Source organism: Leifsonia sp. McL0607 (assembly GCF_049993355.1).
Lineage (GTDB): Bacteria > Actinomycetota > Actinomycetes > Actinomycetales > Microbacteriaceae > Leifsonia.
The window spans coordinates 3877681-3892563 of the sequence record NZ_CP188253.1; the positions used below are offsets into that span (position 1 = coordinate 3877681).

General features: G+C 64.9%; 13 protein-coding genes and 2 pseudogenes. 7 read left to right on the top strand and 8 right to left on the bottom strand.

What is annotated here, in order from left to right:
* Nucleotides 1-618 precede the first annotated feature (618 nt).
* Both ACPPVW_RS18780 and ACPPVW_RS18785 read right to left on the bottom strand, forming a co-directional pair.
* A complete protein-coding gene (locus tag ACPPVW_RS18780; protein WP_426624427.1) occupies nucleotides 619-1674 on the bottom strand; it encodes an acyltransferase family protein in 1056 nt (351 codons plus the stop codon).
* A gap of 448 nt (nucleotides 1675-2122) precedes the next feature.
* A complete protein-coding gene (locus tag ACPPVW_RS18785) occupies nucleotides 2123-2620 on the bottom strand; it encodes a hypothetical protein (protein ID WP_426624428.1) in 498 nt (165 codons plus the stop codon).
* A gap of 606 nt (nucleotides 2621-3226) precedes the next feature.
* Here ACPPVW_RS18785 and ACPPVW_RS18790 point away from each other — a divergent pair.
* The 3 genes from ACPPVW_RS18790 to ACPPVW_RS18800 all read left to right on the top strand — a co-directional run bounded on the left by ACPPVW_RS18790 (nucleotide 3227) and on the right by ACPPVW_RS18800 (nucleotide 6002).
* Nucleotides 3227-3988, top strand: a complete 762-nt coding sequence (locus ACPPVW_RS18790; RefSeq protein WP_426624429.1) for a hypothetical protein — start codon at nucleotides 3227-3229, stop codon at nucleotides 3986-3988.
* 3 nt (nucleotides 3989-3991) lie between these two features.
* Nucleotides 3992-4945, top strand: coding sequence for a zeta toxin family protein (locus ACPPVW_RS18795; RefSeq protein ID WP_426624430.1), 954 nt, complete (start codon nucleotides 3992-3994; stop codon nucleotides 4943-4945).
* A gap of 97 nt (nucleotides 4946-5042) precedes the next feature.
* Nucleotides 5043-6002: an IS481 family transposase gene (locus ACPPVW_RS18800; RefSeq protein WP_426624431.1), complete on the top strand. Its 960-nt coding sequence runs from the start codon at nucleotides 5043-5045 to the stop codon at nucleotides 6000-6002.
* Here ACPPVW_RS18800 and ACPPVW_RS18805 read toward each other — a convergent pair.
* Together ACPPVW_RS18805 and ACPPVW_RS18810 are read right to left on the bottom strand one after the other, a co-directional pair.
* Nucleotides 5999-6589, bottom strand: a complete 591-nt coding sequence (locus ACPPVW_RS18805) for a hypothetical protein (RefSeq protein WP_426624432.1) — start codon at nucleotides 6587-6589, stop codon at nucleotides 5999-6001. The two genes, ACPPVW_RS18800 and ACPPVW_RS18805, sit on opposite strands and share 4 nt — an antisense overlap.
* Nucleotides 6590-6764: 175 nt before the next feature.
* Entirely contained in the window at nucleotides 6765-8039 is a 1275-nt protein-coding gene (locus ACPPVW_RS18810; RefSeq protein ID WP_426624433.1) for a GntR family transcriptional regulator, read from the bottom strand.
* A 138-nt stretch (nucleotides 8040-8177) separates the two neighbouring features.
* Between ACPPVW_RS18810 and ACPPVW_RS18815 the strand changes: the two genes are divergently transcribed.
* Nucleotides 8178-8558: a hypothetical protein gene (locus ACPPVW_RS18815; RefSeq protein ID WP_426624434.1), complete on the top strand. Its 381-nt coding sequence runs from the start codon at nucleotides 8178-8180 to the stop codon at nucleotides 8556-8558.
* Nucleotides 8555-9037 (top strand): hypothetical protein, encoded by a 483-nt coding sequence (locus ACPPVW_RS18820; RefSeq protein ID WP_426624435.1) that lies wholly within the window; start codon nucleotides 8555-8557, stop codon nucleotides 9035-9037. Before ACPPVW_RS18815 ends, ACPPVW_RS18820 begins: the two co-directional genes overlap by 4 nt.
* Before the next feature lie 497 nt (nucleotides 9038-9534).
* On the opposite strand, the gene ACPPVW_RS18825 is transcribed toward ACPPVW_RS18820, so the two are convergent.
* On the bottom strand, nucleotides 9535-9687 hold the full coding sequence (locus tag ACPPVW_RS18825; RefSeq protein WP_426624436.1) for a hypothetical protein: 153 nt from the start codon (nucleotides 9685-9687) through the stop codon (nucleotides 9535-9537).
* 312 nt (nucleotides 9688-9999) lie between these two features.
* Between ACPPVW_RS18825 and ACPPVW_RS18830 the strand changes: the two genes are divergently transcribed.
* Together ACPPVW_RS18830 and ACPPVW_RS18835 are read left to right on the top strand one after the other, a co-directional pair.
* Complete coding sequence (locus tag ACPPVW_RS18830; protein WP_426624437.1) at nucleotides 10000-10959, top strand: hypothetical protein; 960 nt, start codon at nucleotides 10000-10002, stop codon at nucleotides 10957-10959.
* Nucleotides 10960-11295: 336 nt separating this feature from the next.
* Nucleotides 11296-12144, top strand: coding sequence for an IS630 family transposase (locus tag ACPPVW_RS18835; protein ID WP_426624438.1), 849 nt, complete (start codon nucleotides 11296-11298; stop codon nucleotides 12142-12144).
* Here ACPPVW_RS18835 and ACPPVW_RS18840 read toward each other — a convergent pair.
* From ACPPVW_RS18840 to ACPPVW_RS18850, 3 genes and pseudogenes are all read right to left on the bottom strand, one after another.
* Nucleotides 12096-13352 (bottom strand): annotated as a pseudogene (locus ACPPVW_RS18840) (IS3 family transposase). The gene ACPPVW_RS18835 and the pseudogene ACPPVW_RS18840 overlap by 49 nt on opposite strands.
* A 385-nt stretch (nucleotides 13353-13737) precedes the next feature.
* On the bottom strand, nucleotides 13738-14628 hold the full coding sequence (locus ACPPVW_RS18845; RefSeq protein WP_426626341.1) for an alpha/beta fold hydrolase: 891 nt from the start codon (nucleotides 14626-14628) through the stop codon (nucleotides 13738-13740).
* Nucleotides 14609-14872: pseudogene (locus tag ACPPVW_RS18850) on the bottom strand (epoxide hydrolase N-terminal domain-containing protein); the annotation flags it as partial. The gene ACPPVW_RS18845 and the pseudogene ACPPVW_RS18850, both read right to left, overlap by 20 nt.
* Nucleotides 14873-14883 lie beyond the last annotated feature (11 nt).

Below are 14883 nucleotides of genomic sequence, written 5' to 3' on the forward strand. Positions count from 1 at the left end.
GGCTCGGGCGCAGCCCGGTAAGTGCGCGTGGGATAAACCCGCCCGACCCGGCAGAGCGGCTACCGCGCTTCATCGACCTCTGACTGCGGGTTATCGGGTCGCGGCGCGAAAGACCACCGCGGATGGCTTCACGAGAACGAGGATGGGCCCATAACCGATGGGAAGGCTGCAGCCGATGACTGAACCGGATCTCGTCGCCGTCTGCAAAGCCTGGGCAGCGTACCGGGCGACCAATCCCGCGCTGCCAGAGCAGTTGCCCGCCGTCGGACCGTTCGGTGACGGCGCAGAGCTCGCCGACGGTGTACTCGCCCTCGTGGCGGCCGGGCGCAAGTGCGCGACGTCGACCCCCTGCTCACGGAGTATCAAGCGGAGGGGGAGGAGCTGCCGTGAATCGGCGACCGGTGGGTCCGTCACCGACTCCGTCGGGCAGCCGCGGCTGATCGTTCGCGCGATCGAGCTCCGGATCGGGCGGTTCCTGCCGGTGGATGCGGTGTCCGCGTTCGACGAGGGTGCGCTCGTCTCGGAATCGCCTGGTCGGACGATGCCGAGATCCTGTTCGAGCGCTTCGAGGTCGTGCACCAGCACAGGTGATCCCGGGCTCGTCTCAGGTGCCCGCGGTCAGCGCAAGCGCTCTGGACCCGCGGTCGCCGTGGCCCTGCGAGTACCGCGACGTCGGGCGAGGGGGAACTGGGCGACCTGGTGGACGAGCCATTCCGCCGGGCCTCGCCGCCACCGTCGGCGGATCAGCCAGGCGCCGGCGAGCGAGCCGACGCTGAGCGCGAGCAGGACCGACCATTTGTCGTCGGAAAGCCCAGTGAGCGACGCCCATGCGCCGAGAACGACGATGTGAGCGACATAGAAGGTCAGGGTCAGGGTGCCGAGGGCGTAGACGGGGGCGAGCACGCGGCGCAGCGGGGTCGCGGAGAGCGCGCAGCTGGCGGCGAGCACCATGCCGGCCAGGCCGATCGCGTTCACCAGCTCGGGCGCGGTGCCGGCGTACGCGTCCGTGCTGATCCCGGTCAGCTGCCCGACGCCGAGCGCGCCGGCCGTGAGCGCGCCGCCGACCAGGAACAGGGTCATCAGGCGCCCCCAACTCTGAAGCGCGATCCGTCCGACGGCGAGGCCGGCCAGCGCGAACGCGAGCAGGCCGCTCACCCGATAGCCGAAGTCCGAGAACACGAATCCGACCAGGCTGGCCACAGTGTTCTCCGCCCAGCCAGACCCACCGCCCTGGACCGCCTGCACCCGCAAGGTCATCTGCAGGGCCTGCGCCCACGGCATCGCGATCGCGCTCACCACGACGGCTCCAACCGACATGACTAGCAGCCACCGCGCCCGCAGATAGAGCACCGGAATCAGGACCAGCCCGACCGCTCCGAGGTAATGCAGGATCGGGATGACACTGTGCTGGCCGAGGTCGGCGAGCACCCCGAACCCGATCAAGACAAGGGCGCGGAGCTCGAAGAAGAGCCGGAACTGCCCTCGGCTCTGCCCAGCCTGCTCGGCGGATCGCGCTGCCAGCCCGGCCGAGACGCCGAACAGAAGCGTGAACAGCGGCGCCGCGACGTTGTCCGCACCCATCAGCAGACGTTCGGGGATCGGCGAGGACGGCCCGATCGGGGCCGTGTGCGCAACGAACACCGCGAGGAGGGCCAGGCCGCGAGCGAGATCCACGCCGAGAATGCGCATCCTTCAAGGGCAGGAAAGGGGTTGCAGCAGCACATCGGTCGTGCGGGTGAAGCGTAGGTGAAATCGACGAACCCTCAATGTTGCCAACGAGTATCAAGGATTCCCCCGCTGGTCGCGATGCACTATGCTGGTGGAACCAACCCGCTTCTCCACGTGAGGGCGGGTCTTTTCTTTGCCGAGCGGGTCATGGCCGACGCTGCGATGCTTCTTGGCGTTCTCGATGTGGTCGCTGTCCGTGTACGCGGTGGCGCGACCGGTCGCGTAGACCGGGGATCTCGAATGCCTCAGAGGTGAGTAGCTGGCGGGCCGGGTTGCCAACAGCCGGCGCTTGCGTACTCCGGTCGGTCCCAGCATCGGTGATCTGCGCCGAGCCGACATTGGCACTCGTACCATGCGGATCCGTGCCAGCACTCGTGGATGCTCGTTGTCGGCATCATGAGCCCTTCGTGGTCGGCTGGGGTTTGCGCGTGGCCGGCTGCCGGCGGGCGCTGGTGATCTGGTCGGTGAGCTGGTCGACGCGTGCGCGGGCGGCGTTTGCTTCCTCGCGGGCGGTGCGTGCTTCGCCCTGAGCCGCCATGAGCGCCGCCTGGAGCTCGTCTGCGCGCCGCTCGGCCGCTGTGGCGGCTGTCTGGTGCGTCGCGGCTTCCACGCGTGCTGTGGTGGCCGCGCGTTCGGCGTCGCGTGCCTCCTGCCGTGCGGTGGTGAGGTCCTTGTGTGCCTGGTCGAGTTGTCGCTGCAGGTCCGCCACGCCGCGCTGGGCGCCGGCGAGGTCCTCTCGCAGTTGCTCGCCCCTGGCCGTCGTGGACGCCAGCTCGGAGCGCACCGCCTCGGCCGCGTGCTTCTCGACGTCGAGGGCCGCCGCAAGGTCGCGGCGCTCGGTCTCCAGTGCCGTCCGCGCGGCCTGCAGGTCCGCGTGCTCGCCCGCGAGCACGGCATTGCCCGCCCGGAGCCGGGCGAGCTCGTCCTCGGCCGCGGCACGCGCGGCGTCCGCGGCCGACGCTGCCGCCTCGAACTCTTCCGCGGCCGCGTTGGCCGCCTGCGCCTCGGCTTCAGCGGTCCGCCGGCGCAGGTCCGCGGCCGACGCTGCCGCACGCGCCGCAGCGGCCTCCTGCGCCGCGGCGGTCTCGGCAGCTCGATCTGCGCAGCCGCGGCATCCGGGTCGCCGGCGATCGCCACCGACGCGGCGATCTGGTCCGCCACGGCGCGCAGCGAGGTCACCAGATCACCGGCGATCCAGAGTCGACACGGCCGGGCGATGCGCCGCGGTGACCGGAGCCCGGTCCGCGTCGACCGGGGAGCGGCCGCCAGGGCTCTGGCTGCTCATCGAACCGGTTCAGGTCGTCGACGACTACAGACTCCGCCCAAGGGTGATGACGCCCGAGTGAATTGCCACCGCCGAGTGCAAGCGCGACGAGCAGCGTAGCTGAGAGAGCATCGACCGGGTGCTCGGGGTAGGGGCCTCTAGTGTGCATCGCGCACTGGCTGATAGCATCACCTATCACTCCTTTGATAGAATGGCCTATAGGAGGTGTTCGATTTGACGATCGCTGAGGTCCCGGTTGAGGCTCGTGCAGCGGTGCGAGCCCGACGTCGGAAGGAGATGGACGAGCTGGACTACCGCCGTGAGCTGCGCCGGCTCGAGCAGCGGGGATACAGCCAGCGGGAGATCTCCAAGTGGCTTGGGATTGCGCAACCTTCTGTGCTCAGCGCACTCCGGACGGCCGCGAAGGTGACGATGCCTCTGGACGGTTTCTCGGGCGCGACACCCTACGAGATTTGCCAGCGTTACGCGGGTGGACTCATCACACGAACCCAGCTCGTTGACGAGCTCGCGCGGTTCCCCTACGTGAAGGGCGGGCAGACGGATGGGTATGACTCGTTGATCGTTGATCCTCCTGGCACCTGGTCGGAAGTTGACGATGCGGCTCGACGTGGGCTTATCGAGGACGATGTCTACGAGGAGGTGTTCAACCGTCGGCATGGCATTTCCGGGTCAGCCATCGACCGGGAGCCGACGGCTCACAAGACGTCGGCCAAGGATCTCGCGAGGCAAGCCGCTCGAGAAATAGCCGCGGCGATCGGCGGGGGAGAGGTTACTGAGGCGAACGGTCGAATCGTTGTTAAGACCAAGGGCGGCCTCCACATCGACGTGAAGAGTCTGCCCGGTGGTATCGCCGGCAAGCAGCGAAATAGTCGTAGCGGAAAGTTCTACGGCGTCGGCGGCGCGCACGCCGACAAGGCGGTAAAGGTCAGTCGTTCTACGTTAGCCGTGCGCGCGCACGATCGGCACGGCGACTAGAGCGTGGTTTCTGATGCGGTAGCTCGCCACATGGAAACGGTGCGCGAGCTGTCCAAGCCTGGCCAGGCGCTCGCGCCCAACGCGGCCACAGCGACGACGAACAATCCCGCCTGGTGGATCGATGGTGAGGCTGCGCCGTCGCGTCGACGCCTGCACACGCGACTCTTGGCCGAGGCGCGAAAGGAGGCACGCGACGTCGAGCAGCAGCGCTGTGCGATTGTTCTTGCCGGACCTCCCGGCGCAGGCAAGAGCACTGTCCTGAACGACGTGCTCGGAGGTCATCGAGGGAAGTACCTCGTGATCGACGCGGACGAGTTCAAGCGTCTGCTCCTGCTCGAGGCGCTGGTCGACGGGAGCTACGAACAGTGGCTGGTGCCCGCCAATATTCGTGAGCGCGAAGCGCAGGGCGAGAGGTTCTACCCACTTGAGCTGGCGTCGCTCGTTCACGAGGAATCGTCCTACCTCGCAAAGAACCTATGTGCGGACGCGATCGACGCCGGAGACAACATTGTCATCGACGCTGTGCTTAGCAACGAAGCCGCCGCCCTTGCACTTGGCCAGCGTCTAAACGAGGCCGGCTATGACGTCCACGTGATCGACGTCGAGGTTCCCTACGAGCTTTCGGAGGTGCGCATCCGCGAGCGGTGGGAGCACTCCTACCTGAGCGCACTCGATGGCAGCGACCAGCTGGGTGGCCGATGGGTCCCAAGTGAGTACGCTCGTGAGGTCTTCAACGGACCCGATAACACGTCCAAGCCCGAGGCGACTGCGCGAATTCTTGCGGAATCTTGCCATGTTGTGTCGCGCTATCGCGTGTTCCGTACGATAGCTGAGCACGTCCAAGAGGGAAACGTGAAGCCGACACTTGACGTCGATATGTCGCGCGTCTCACCGGGCGGCGTTCTCAGGGAAACGAGTCGTCACAACGCAACCATCCTCCCGGGGCAGTACACCTAGCTGTAGTTCCCCGACACGTTGTGAACGGTTGAGGTGAGCGAAGACCTCCGTGGAGGATGTGGGTTACCACACTCACATCTAGCCAACGGAGGTCTTCGTGACTCACGCTAATGCACCGTTGACGCCGGAAGGGCGTCGACGGCTGGTCGAGCTGGTTCTGGAGCACGGGTGGTCATTGCGGCGGGTGGCGGAACGGTTCCAGTGCTCGCCCGCGACGGCGAAACGGTGGGTCGATCGGGCACGCGCAGGCTTGCCGATGACCGACCGACCCTCCCGCCCGCACTCGTCCCCGAATCGGTGTCCGGCCCGGTTGGAGCGCCGGATCGTGGCGTTGCGGTTCAGGTGGCGGTGGGGTCCGCATCGGATCAGCTACCACCTCGGTGTTCCCCGTTCCACCGTGGGCAGGGTGCTGGCCCGGTATCGGATGCCGCTACTGCACCACCTCGATCAAGCGACCGGGCTCCCTATCCGCAAACCGAGGGCTGTCCGTTATGAGCACGCTCGCCCCGGCCAACTGGTCCATGTCGATATCAAGAAGCTCGGCCGCATCCCCGATGGTGGTGGCCACCGAGTCCTGGGGCGGGCAGCAGCACCGTCCCGGCACCGCGGCCGCGGCTATGCGTTCCTGCATCACGCTATCGATGACCACTCCAGGCTGGCCTACTCGGAGATCCTGAACGATGAGCGCAAAGAGACCGCCGCCGGATTCTGGCTGCGCGCCAACGCGTTCTTCACCGCCGCTGGGATCACCGTCACCGCGGTCATGACCGACAACGGTGCGTGCTACCGGTCGAAACTGTTCGCCGACGCTCTCGGCACGAGAGTCAAGCACCGGCGCACGCGCCCCTACCGGCCGCAGACCAACGGGAAAGTCGAACGATTCAACCGCACCCTGGCCACCGAGTGGGCCTACGCGCACGCCTACCTCAGCGACGAAGCCAGAGCCGCAACCTACGACACCTGGCTCCATCACTACAATCACCACAGACCCCACACCGGAATCGGCGGCCTCGTCCCCTCAGCCCGCGTTCACAACCTCACGGGGAACTACACCTAGCGGTCCTCGTGGTCGAAGGCGATCCGATCTTTCGCATAGTCGGTCTGCTCTCGTTCGAGTTCGTCGAGCAGGGCGTTGACGATGCCCTGCAACTCGTCGTGACTAATGAGATCGAATACTTTGTCGTTGCTTCCCACCGAGATGAGTAGGCGCGACTCGGGCAACGCGCCCAAGCCCAGCTTCTGGGACTTGCCGGAGCGGGCGACCCACTCATCGTCGTCAAACTCGGACTCGTCCATGTGCTCGATGGCGTTGCGCAGAGCACGGAGCTGTGGATGGGGCGCACGCGGCTGACGGCCGCGTGCGGTGTACAGCCTCTTGATCCAGCGCTCGAGATTGTCGGCACTGATCACGAGCATGGCTTCAGCCGTGCACGCCGCCTGCCATGAGGCCGCGAGGTCATCCATAGTGACGTCACCATCCATGCGTTCGTACATATTGTCGACGTTGTGGAAGTTCCTGACTCGCTCCTTGACGTTGTGGAGCTGCTCGCGAACCGCGCCTGCCCAAGACACTGCGAGCGACAGAATCACATCCTCGCCGTCAGGGTCGAAAGACTGTAGGGCTTGGTGGGCACCGGGCGTCATAGGCAGAACGTTATGGTAGTAGCCCTGTGCCGGCAGCATGAACCGTCCCGTATTCGATGCCGCTTCCTTTCGAGTTGAAGGAGTGCGTCATGCCGAAGAAGATCGAACCCGTGGTCTTGCCCGGCCGTCTCTGGTGTTAGCACTGCTCCACCTTGCCAGCCCCTTTCAGCTGCGTTCATCCCTGCTTCGCGTTCAGCTCGAGGCGCTCCAGAGGTGTGCTGGGCAGCTGGTCGGGGGAATGGGTTGCGGCGATCGCGGTTTCGATGAGGTCGCGGACGAAGCCGTCGATGTTGTAGAGGCCGACGTCGCCCACCTTGTCGACGAGGGTGGTCGCGTCGATCTCGAGCGGCGCGTCAAGACCGTGAACCAGGGCGGCGTCGTGCTCGATCCTCGCCTTGAGGGCGGCGCCGTAGGCGGTCCACTCGCGGATGCGCTGCTCCTCGAGCGCTTCCTCGACGTCGAGAGCGCCGATCTGGTTGGCGCGTTCCTCCTCCAAGCGGTCGAACTCGTCACCGAGTTCAGGACTCTTTGGGATGTATACGGCTTTCAACTTGGATCGGTCACCCTCGCGGATCTCGGCCTCGAAGTAGGGGATCCACTCGGTGTGTGCCTCATAGCGGAGCTGGCTCTCTCGCCAGGCCTCCCAGGACCATTCCGGCGTCCCGGGGGAGCGGGGTGTGGGGTCGCGGTCTGGGTGGATGTCGTAGACCCAGACAAACTGATCGGAGTCTACCTGCGGAAGGGTGTCTTCGGCCTCTTGTATCCGTTTCTGAACGATCTGCTGCGCTTGGTCATACAGTCGCTGCGCGTCGGTGCGATCGGAGAGGATCTCGTAGATCGGGAGGGTGATCCGGATCGGTTCGGTTCGGTAGCGGGGGAGGAGGTCGTCGGGAGCGATCGCGTTCACGGCGTTGCGGATAATGCCGGCCTCCCAGGATCCCGGTCGCCCGGCGAGGAGCTGCTCGACGCCGCCGAGGTTCGCTGCGACGCCGGCGAGAACCTGTAGGGCGATCTCGCCGAAGTCGCGCCGGCGCTCCTTACCGCCAGCTTTCGAGATGGTTTCTCGGGCTGCGGCGGTAAGCGCGTCGACGGCGACACGCTCATGATCCGAGAGGGCGGCCGCGAGCTCAACCTCCAGGATGCGGGCCTGGCCGGCCGCGCGCTCAGCGTCCTCGCGAGCCTCCCGCGCTCGCTCGGCGAGGCCGAGCAGGCCGAGTCGGCGCAGCGGGAGCGCCGCGACGAAGTAGCCCTTGCCTTGTCGCGCGACGACCAGGCCCTCATCGATGAGCGCTTCATATGCGGAGCGGACCGTCTGGACGCCGTTCGTGCCGAACTGCTCGCTCAACTCGCGCGTCGTCGGCAGCTGGTCCCCGACCTTATAGGCACCGGACGCCAGAAGCCGGCGCAGCTCGGCACGGATGTGCTCATAGATCGGAGTGTCGCTTGTCATGGAGACAACCTATCACAGCGGAGATCAAGTGCTCTAGAGAGCCTGAGCTGACATATCGAACATTATCAGCGTAACTTTCGGGCCATTTTTTAAGATGCTTTTTGACGGGTTGATGTCAACTTCGCGTATCATGGTGGCATGGCAACACTGACGCCGGCGGGTCTGCACCGGAGTACGAACAGGATCGACCCGCACGAGATCGTGCGGCAGCTCAACGATGCGCTTGGGGCGACGCTCGTGGCGGCGTTGGCGGGTGCGAAGAGCCGGCAGCAGCCGAACGACTGGGCACGTCCGGAGGGGGCTGAGCCGAGGCCGGCCGCATGGAACCGTTTGCAGTTCGCGCACCAGGTCTGGACGGCGCTGCAGGAAGAGGAAGGCCGGGATGTCGCGCGCCGTTGGTTCATCGGCGGGAACCCGCTCCTGGGCGAGAGCACACCGATCATGGCGATCCGCGAGGACCGGCACGCCGAGGTCCGGCGGGCGGCGCAGGCGTTCATCGACGGCGACGTCGACGAATGACGGTACCCGAACCGCGTACTTGCACGGCGACCGGGCTGCGCCTGGTCCCCGTTGACCAGGCGGTCGGCTCCCATGTTGCGAAGGCACGGTACGCACAGCCGTCCTCGCCGTGGCGGACGCCGGATGTGCATCGGCAGGAGTGGGGCCGCTTCGACACTCTCGGCCGCACCTACTACCTCGCCGAAACCGCCGAGTGCGCCTACGCCGAGGTCCTTTCCCAGTACAAGCGCCGGGCTGGGGATGACGACCCGCTGGCTCCGATAGCTGCAGTGCTCGACCTCACGGTCGATCAGCTGCTCGAGGCGATAGCCGAGGAGTGGGGCGAGGACGACTACCGCGGTGTCGGCGCGATCCCGGCCAGCTGGCGAGCGAGCCGGCGCATGTACCAGGTCATGATCGAGGGCGGCGGGTGGCTGGTCGACGTCGCGCATCCGGCGTCGATTTCCGCGCTGGAGTCCGCCCACAACGGCGCCGTTTAACGCTGTCATAGTCACGGTGTCCCGGTTCCTTGCGAACCAGGGCATCCCAGCCTTGAACGTGTCCGTCCTCACCAGCGAAAACCGGTACGTGACGACCATGATCGCCGAGATCATGCGCGACGCCGAGCTCGACGTTGGCAGCACACCGCGCGGCGTCCACTTCGGCAGTAAGCACGGCGGCGCCTGGTGCCGTGCGCTCTGGCTGCCATATCAGGACGAGATGCCCACTGGGACTCCGCATCCACGACGCGGCGCCGATCGCCGGCGACGACTCTCATCTCAGCAAAGTCGCCGGCTGGTTCCACCTCCGCGAAACCCGGCCGATACAGTAACCAGCGCTTGACCACAGTGCGAGCCGCCAGTCATCCAGCACGGTCGTGGACTGCTCGGCCAGGGGATGGATGTCCCAATCCCCGCCCGGGGCCGATGCGGACAAGGTGCGCGCAGCGCAGCTTCAGCGCGACGGCGGCTCCGGATCCTCGTCGACACTGACCGCCTCACGGGCGCAGCAGCTGGACCAGGCAGGCCAGCAGCAGCCGGGTGGCCTGCAGCGTGAATTGCTGCAGGTCCGGGTGGATGAGTCCGACGAGAAGGACGGCTGTCAGCAGGGCGAGCAGGGTGAGGGCGGCGGTGAGGCGGATGCGGGGCATGTTTTTCTCCTTGAGGTTCGTGAATGGGCGGACGCCTCTCCCTATGCACCGGGTGGTCAGTGCCGGGGTGATGTTCCGTCGACGCATACCCTGCGGCAAGACGGGCATGCACTCGACAGGTCGGCGGCGGGTACGTCGTGCGGCGTGTGTGGCAGATTCGCGATGGATCGGACCCGGGTGGCACGAGGAGTGGCGGAGGATCGGGACTCACTACCCTGCGATGCACAGTCCGAAAGTCGGCGCAGCTCCCGCAGCGTAAATCTCAGCCTTTCGGATGAGGGTGACGGCAATGCATGGGTTTATAAAAGCATTATGAGAAAAATGAAGAATGGTAGATATTCGAAGATCAAGGGCGGCGTCGCCTCGGCGATGGTGGTAGTTGCCGGGCTCATGATGGTTCCGGCTGGATCGGCACCGGCGCAGGCGGCGACGCCGGCAGCAACGATCGTGAAACTGACTCAGTCCTGCACGAACGGGGATTTCAAGGGGGAGGCTGATCTGACGACCACGTTCACGCCGTCAGGCGAGGGAGGCGATTGGACAACGACAGTCGATAGCTACCGCATCACACGGTCGAACGGTCAGGCCGGCGGAAACAAGGCCAACGTCAATCTTTTCTTCTGGGTAGAGCGGGGCGGTGTGGGGCCCGAGGTCCAAAAGTCGGTGTGGTCGGCTGACGCGATGATTCAGGACGGGGCGTGGCACAACCTCGGTATCAGCGGCACGATTGCGAACGTTCCGATTCAACTCAAACCGCTCTACAGTTCCTCCGGCTATGCGGTACTGTCTGGCGTTGCCGAAGTCAAGTTCGTTTTCGACAAGTCAGGCAGTGACCCGAGCTGCGTAGCCACAAAGAGCACGAATTGGGGGCGTGACCTATCCGGCCTCAGGTCAATTCCGGAGCAGGTGCGGTATGAAGCGCCGCTCCGCTACTGCTCAGCTGGATCAAATGGCGGTACCTGCACGATCACATCCACAGACACCGTGTCGAGCTCGGTCACGGTGGGAGCGGGCATCAACTACGACTGGATCACCGCCCATATCAGCTACACCTGGACGCAATCAAAGTCCGTATCGGTGGCGGTCACTTCACCGCCGCTGAATGCCGGGCAAAAATTCTATGTGTACCCGACAGGAACTCGTCACGAGTTTTCTACGTCGGCGCACTTCTTTGGACAACGTGTGCTCGTGGCCCCAGGTAGCGCCTTCGAAGTCGATGGCAGTTTGCACTACAACACAGTAGACCCCCGTGCCTACGTATGGGGCGAATAGAGGACGCACCGATTTAGCCTGCTCCGAAGACCGCGGTCGCACTACCGACCGCGGTCTTCAGCATTTGCCGCATTTATGCACGCAATGGGAATAGGCCATCGCGGGCTGGATAAGAGGGTTATCACCTACGGGTGTACTCGGACTCGCTGTGGCGCGGCCGGATATCAATCTCAGGTGCGCCCTGCATTTGAGAGAGGCCAACTCCACTGCGATTCTGGTGGACGATTGGAAGTGTCCTCCGCCGTTAATTTGTTGGTTAAGTTGTAGGACGGGGGTATGCCGAGAACGGGACGCCCGAAAGCTGTGCTGGTCCTTACGGGTGAGGAGCGTGAACAGTTGGCCCGGTGGGCGCGGCGGCGGAAGTCGTCGCAGGCTCTGGCGCTGCGATGCCGGATCATCCTTGCCTGTGGTGAGGGACTGGACAACAAGACCGTGGCGGAGCGGGTGGGATGCTCGGCGAACACGGTGACGAAGTGGCGGGCGCGGTTTCTGGATGCCCGCCTGGATGGGCTGACGGAGGATCCGCGGCCGGGACGGCCGGCGACGGTCACCGCGGAACAGGTCGAGGACGTCGTAGTCGCGACGCTGGAGGCGACACCTGCGAACGCGACGCACTGGTCGCGATCGAAGATGGCCGAGCGCACCGGGCTGTCTGCCTCGACGATCGGGCGGATCTGGAAGACGTTCGGCCTCAAGCCACACCGCAGTGACGGGTTCAAACTGTCCAACGACCCGCTGTTCGTGGACAAGGTCTATGACATCGTCGGGCTCTACCTCGATCCTCCCGAGTCGGCCGTGGTGCTCAGCGTGGACGAGAAGTCACAGGTGCAGGCACTATCCCGGTCGCAGCCGGCGTTTCCCATGATGCCGGGCATGCCAGAGAAACGCACGCACGACTACTTCCGACACGGGGTGACCAGCCTGTTCGCCGCGATGAACGTGCAGGACGGCACGGTGATCGCCTCCACCCATCGCAGGCACCGGGCGGTCGAGTTCAAGCAATTCCTGCAGAAGATCGACCAGAACGTGCCGAACGATCTGGACGTGCACGTGATCTGCGACAACTACAGCACCCACAAACACCCCACCGTGACGACCTGGCTGCATGCTGAACCGTCCCCGGTTCTTTGCCGCTCCTATGCGGGTGCCATCGCCGGTTGGGATGGCGTGTTGAGGTCAGCGTAGTAGCTGGCCTCGAACTCTTCCGGCGGTACGTCGCCGAGGGTGCTGTGCAGGCGTCTGGCGTTGTACCAGTCGACCCACTCGGCGGTGACCCATTCGACGTCGATGGCGGTTCGGAGCGGGCCGTTTCGGAACGGGCTGTCCTCGCGGATCGCTTCGTTCTTGAATAGTCCGATCGTGGACTCGGCCAGCGCGTTGTCATACGCGTCGCCGATCGAGCCGATCGAGGCGGCGATGCCCTCCAACGCGAGGGTCTCCGCGAAGCGCACGGAGGTAAATTGCGAGCCCGCGTCGCTGTGATGGATCAGCCCAGCTCCGGCTGGATGCCCGGCCCAATCGCGCCGCCATAGCCCCATCCGCAGTGCGGTGGTCACCAGCGGGGTGGTCTTGGTCGTGGCCGCGTGCCAGCCGACGATCGCGCGTGAGTAGCAATCGATCACGAAGGATACGTAACAGAACCCGGCCCACGTTCGCACATAGGTGAAGTCGGCCACCCAGGCCAGGTTCGGTGCTGGCGGCGGTGAAGTCCCGATCCAGCAGGTCCGGGGCCCGGGTCGCGCTTTTATCCGGGATCGTGGTGCGCACTCCGCGACCGCGGACGCGCCCGTTCATGCCCAGTTCCCGCATCAGCCGGTCGATGCGGCGGGCGGACACGGTCAGGCCGCGGCGGCGCAGCAGCGCGGTCATCTTCCGCCGACCATACATGCTCTCCGGTGTTCCCACCGTCGCCAGCAGGGCGTCGATGACGACCGCGTCTGCCTGGTCGCGAACCGATGGCAAGGCGTGTTTCCACGCCCGATATGTCCGTGCGGCGACCCGCACGCCCTGCGATCGCAGAACGGTGCAGATCGACCCGACCGCGCGGCCTTTGGCCCGTTGCTCGTCGATGAACGCGAGAATCAACGGCGTCGGGGGTCGAGTTCCCCGGCGAAGAAAACCGCTGCATCCTTCAGGATCGCGTTCGCCTCACGCAGTTCACGGTTCTCCCGACGCAACCGTTTGATCTCGTCCGCCTCACTCGAGGTGACCCCATCGCGCTGCCCGGAATCGACCTGCGCTTGACGCACCCACCGGCGCAACGACTCAGCTCCGAACCCGCGTCGGCCAGCGACCGTCTCGCACGCCGTCGTCAGGTTCGGATACTCATCCAAATGATCAAGCACCAGCCGCGTCGCGCGCAGCTTGGTCTCCTCCGGAATCCTCTTCGGCATGATCACTATCTTCCTTCCAGACTCGAAAGGAGACGGCATCAAACCGGGGACGGTTCATGCTTCCCGAAAGTTCTTGATCGCGGGCGGAATTGCGAACACCTTGGTCTGATTAAAGGGGAGTCGTTGCCACCAGCGTATTCGCATCAGATGCGAAGATGTCGTCTTATAGCTGACATAAGATATATTATCAGTGTTTAACTCGCGGGGAGTTGCATTCCCTCGGCACCATGGAATGCGCCCGAGTCGCGTTCGTCAGATACCGACCACAGGGCGGAATCTGACGCGTAGGGACCTCCGCGCCGTCCAGTGGGACATGGGCTACGGAACGGTGATCTGGCGTTGGCGTCGCTTCGCGGGTGACGGTTCTGGCTCCAACCCGCGTGGCCTAGAGCTCGCCGAAAAACTGGCGAATACTCTCAGCTACGACATGTGGTATCTCGATCGGTGCGAAGTGTCCCCCTTCGTCCTTGACTTCCCAGGACTTCACGTTATATCGGCGGGCCGCCCACGAACGCGGCATCGATGGCAAACGGATATTGCCGTATTGGCGAAAGAGGACCACCGCCGTGGGGGAGTCAACGAGGTCGTGATCCCCGGGCTTCGCCTCAGGCGCCGCGTTGTCAAGGTAGTCGAGGATGGATGTCTCGAATGTCTGCGTCACCCAGAAAAGGGTGAGCGTCGTGACGAGGAAATCGCGGCCCGGCAGGGAGTCCAGACTGCCACGGTGATCAGCCCAACCGTGCCATTTGTCCAAGATCCATGCAGCCATGCCGGAAGGAGAGTCGGCCATCGCCACGGACAGGGCTCCGGGCCGGGAGCGCTGTATCGCGGCGAAGCCATGGTCGGAAGCAACCCAAGCCTGGATAGCGTCTTGGTGACTTTGTTCCTCAGGGGTGAGCGGAGGGGTGCCGGGACCGAGCGGTGGCCGGAACTCGAGGTGGGTCAGGTGCAACCCGACGATTCGGTCGGGGTGCTGAAGGGCCATGAAGGTCGCCACTCCCGCCCCAAAATCGTCGCCGCCTACCCCGAACCTGTCGTATCCGAGTATCGCCATCAGTTGGTGGGCCCATTTGGCGACGGTGGCATACGTCACAGGCTGCGATGGTCGGGTCGAGAAGCCGTATCCCGGGAGTGACATGACGACAACGTCGAAAGCGTCGCTGGTGGAGTCCGGGTTGGTGAGTGCATCCAGCACGGGAAGGTACTCGGCGAAGGTGCTCGGCCAGCCGTGGAGGAGGAGTAGGGGGGGTGGCGTTCGGGCGCTCGGACCGGTGATGCACGAAGTGCAGCTGAGTCATTCCCATTTCGGCGATAAAATGTGAGTACTGGTTGAGGCGTGCCTCTTCGGCACGCCAGTCATAGTCCGTCGCCCAGTAACGAACGACTTCTCGTAGGTACGTCAGGTCAGGGCCAGTTGACCACGTCGTGTTAGCGGCACTCTTCGGCCATCTCGTATTCTCGAGCCGATCGCGCAAATCATTCAGCACTGACTCATCCACGCTGATCACGAACGGAGTCACCTGTCCAACCG

Bases quoted from the DNA above. Each gene is read 5' to 3' on its own strand.
- ACPPVW_RS18830 (WP_426624437.1), top strand. From the start codon at position 10,000: ATGAGAAAAATGAAGAATGGTAGATATTCGAAGATCAAGGGCGGCGTC.
- ACPPVW_RS18825 (WP_426624436.1), bottom strand. From the start codon at position 9,687: ATGCCCCGCATCCGCCTCACCGCCGCCCTCACCCTGCTCGCCCTGCTG.
- ACPPVW_RS18810 (WP_426624433.1), bottom strand. From the start codon at position 8,039: ATGACAAGCGACACTCCGATCTATGAGCACATCCGTGCCGAGCTGCGC.
- ACPPVW_RS18820 (WP_426624435.1), top strand. From the start codon at position 8,555: ATGACGGTACCCGAACCGCGTACTTGCACGGCGACCGGGCTGCGCCTG.
- ACPPVW_RS18815 (WP_426624434.1), top strand. From the start codon at position 8,178: ATGGCAACACTGACGCCGGCGGGTCTGCACCGGAGTACGAACAGGATC.
- ACPPVW_RS18805 (WP_426624432.1), bottom strand. From the start codon at position 6,589: ATGACGCCCGGTGCCCACCAAGCCCTACAGTCTTTCGACCCTGACGGC.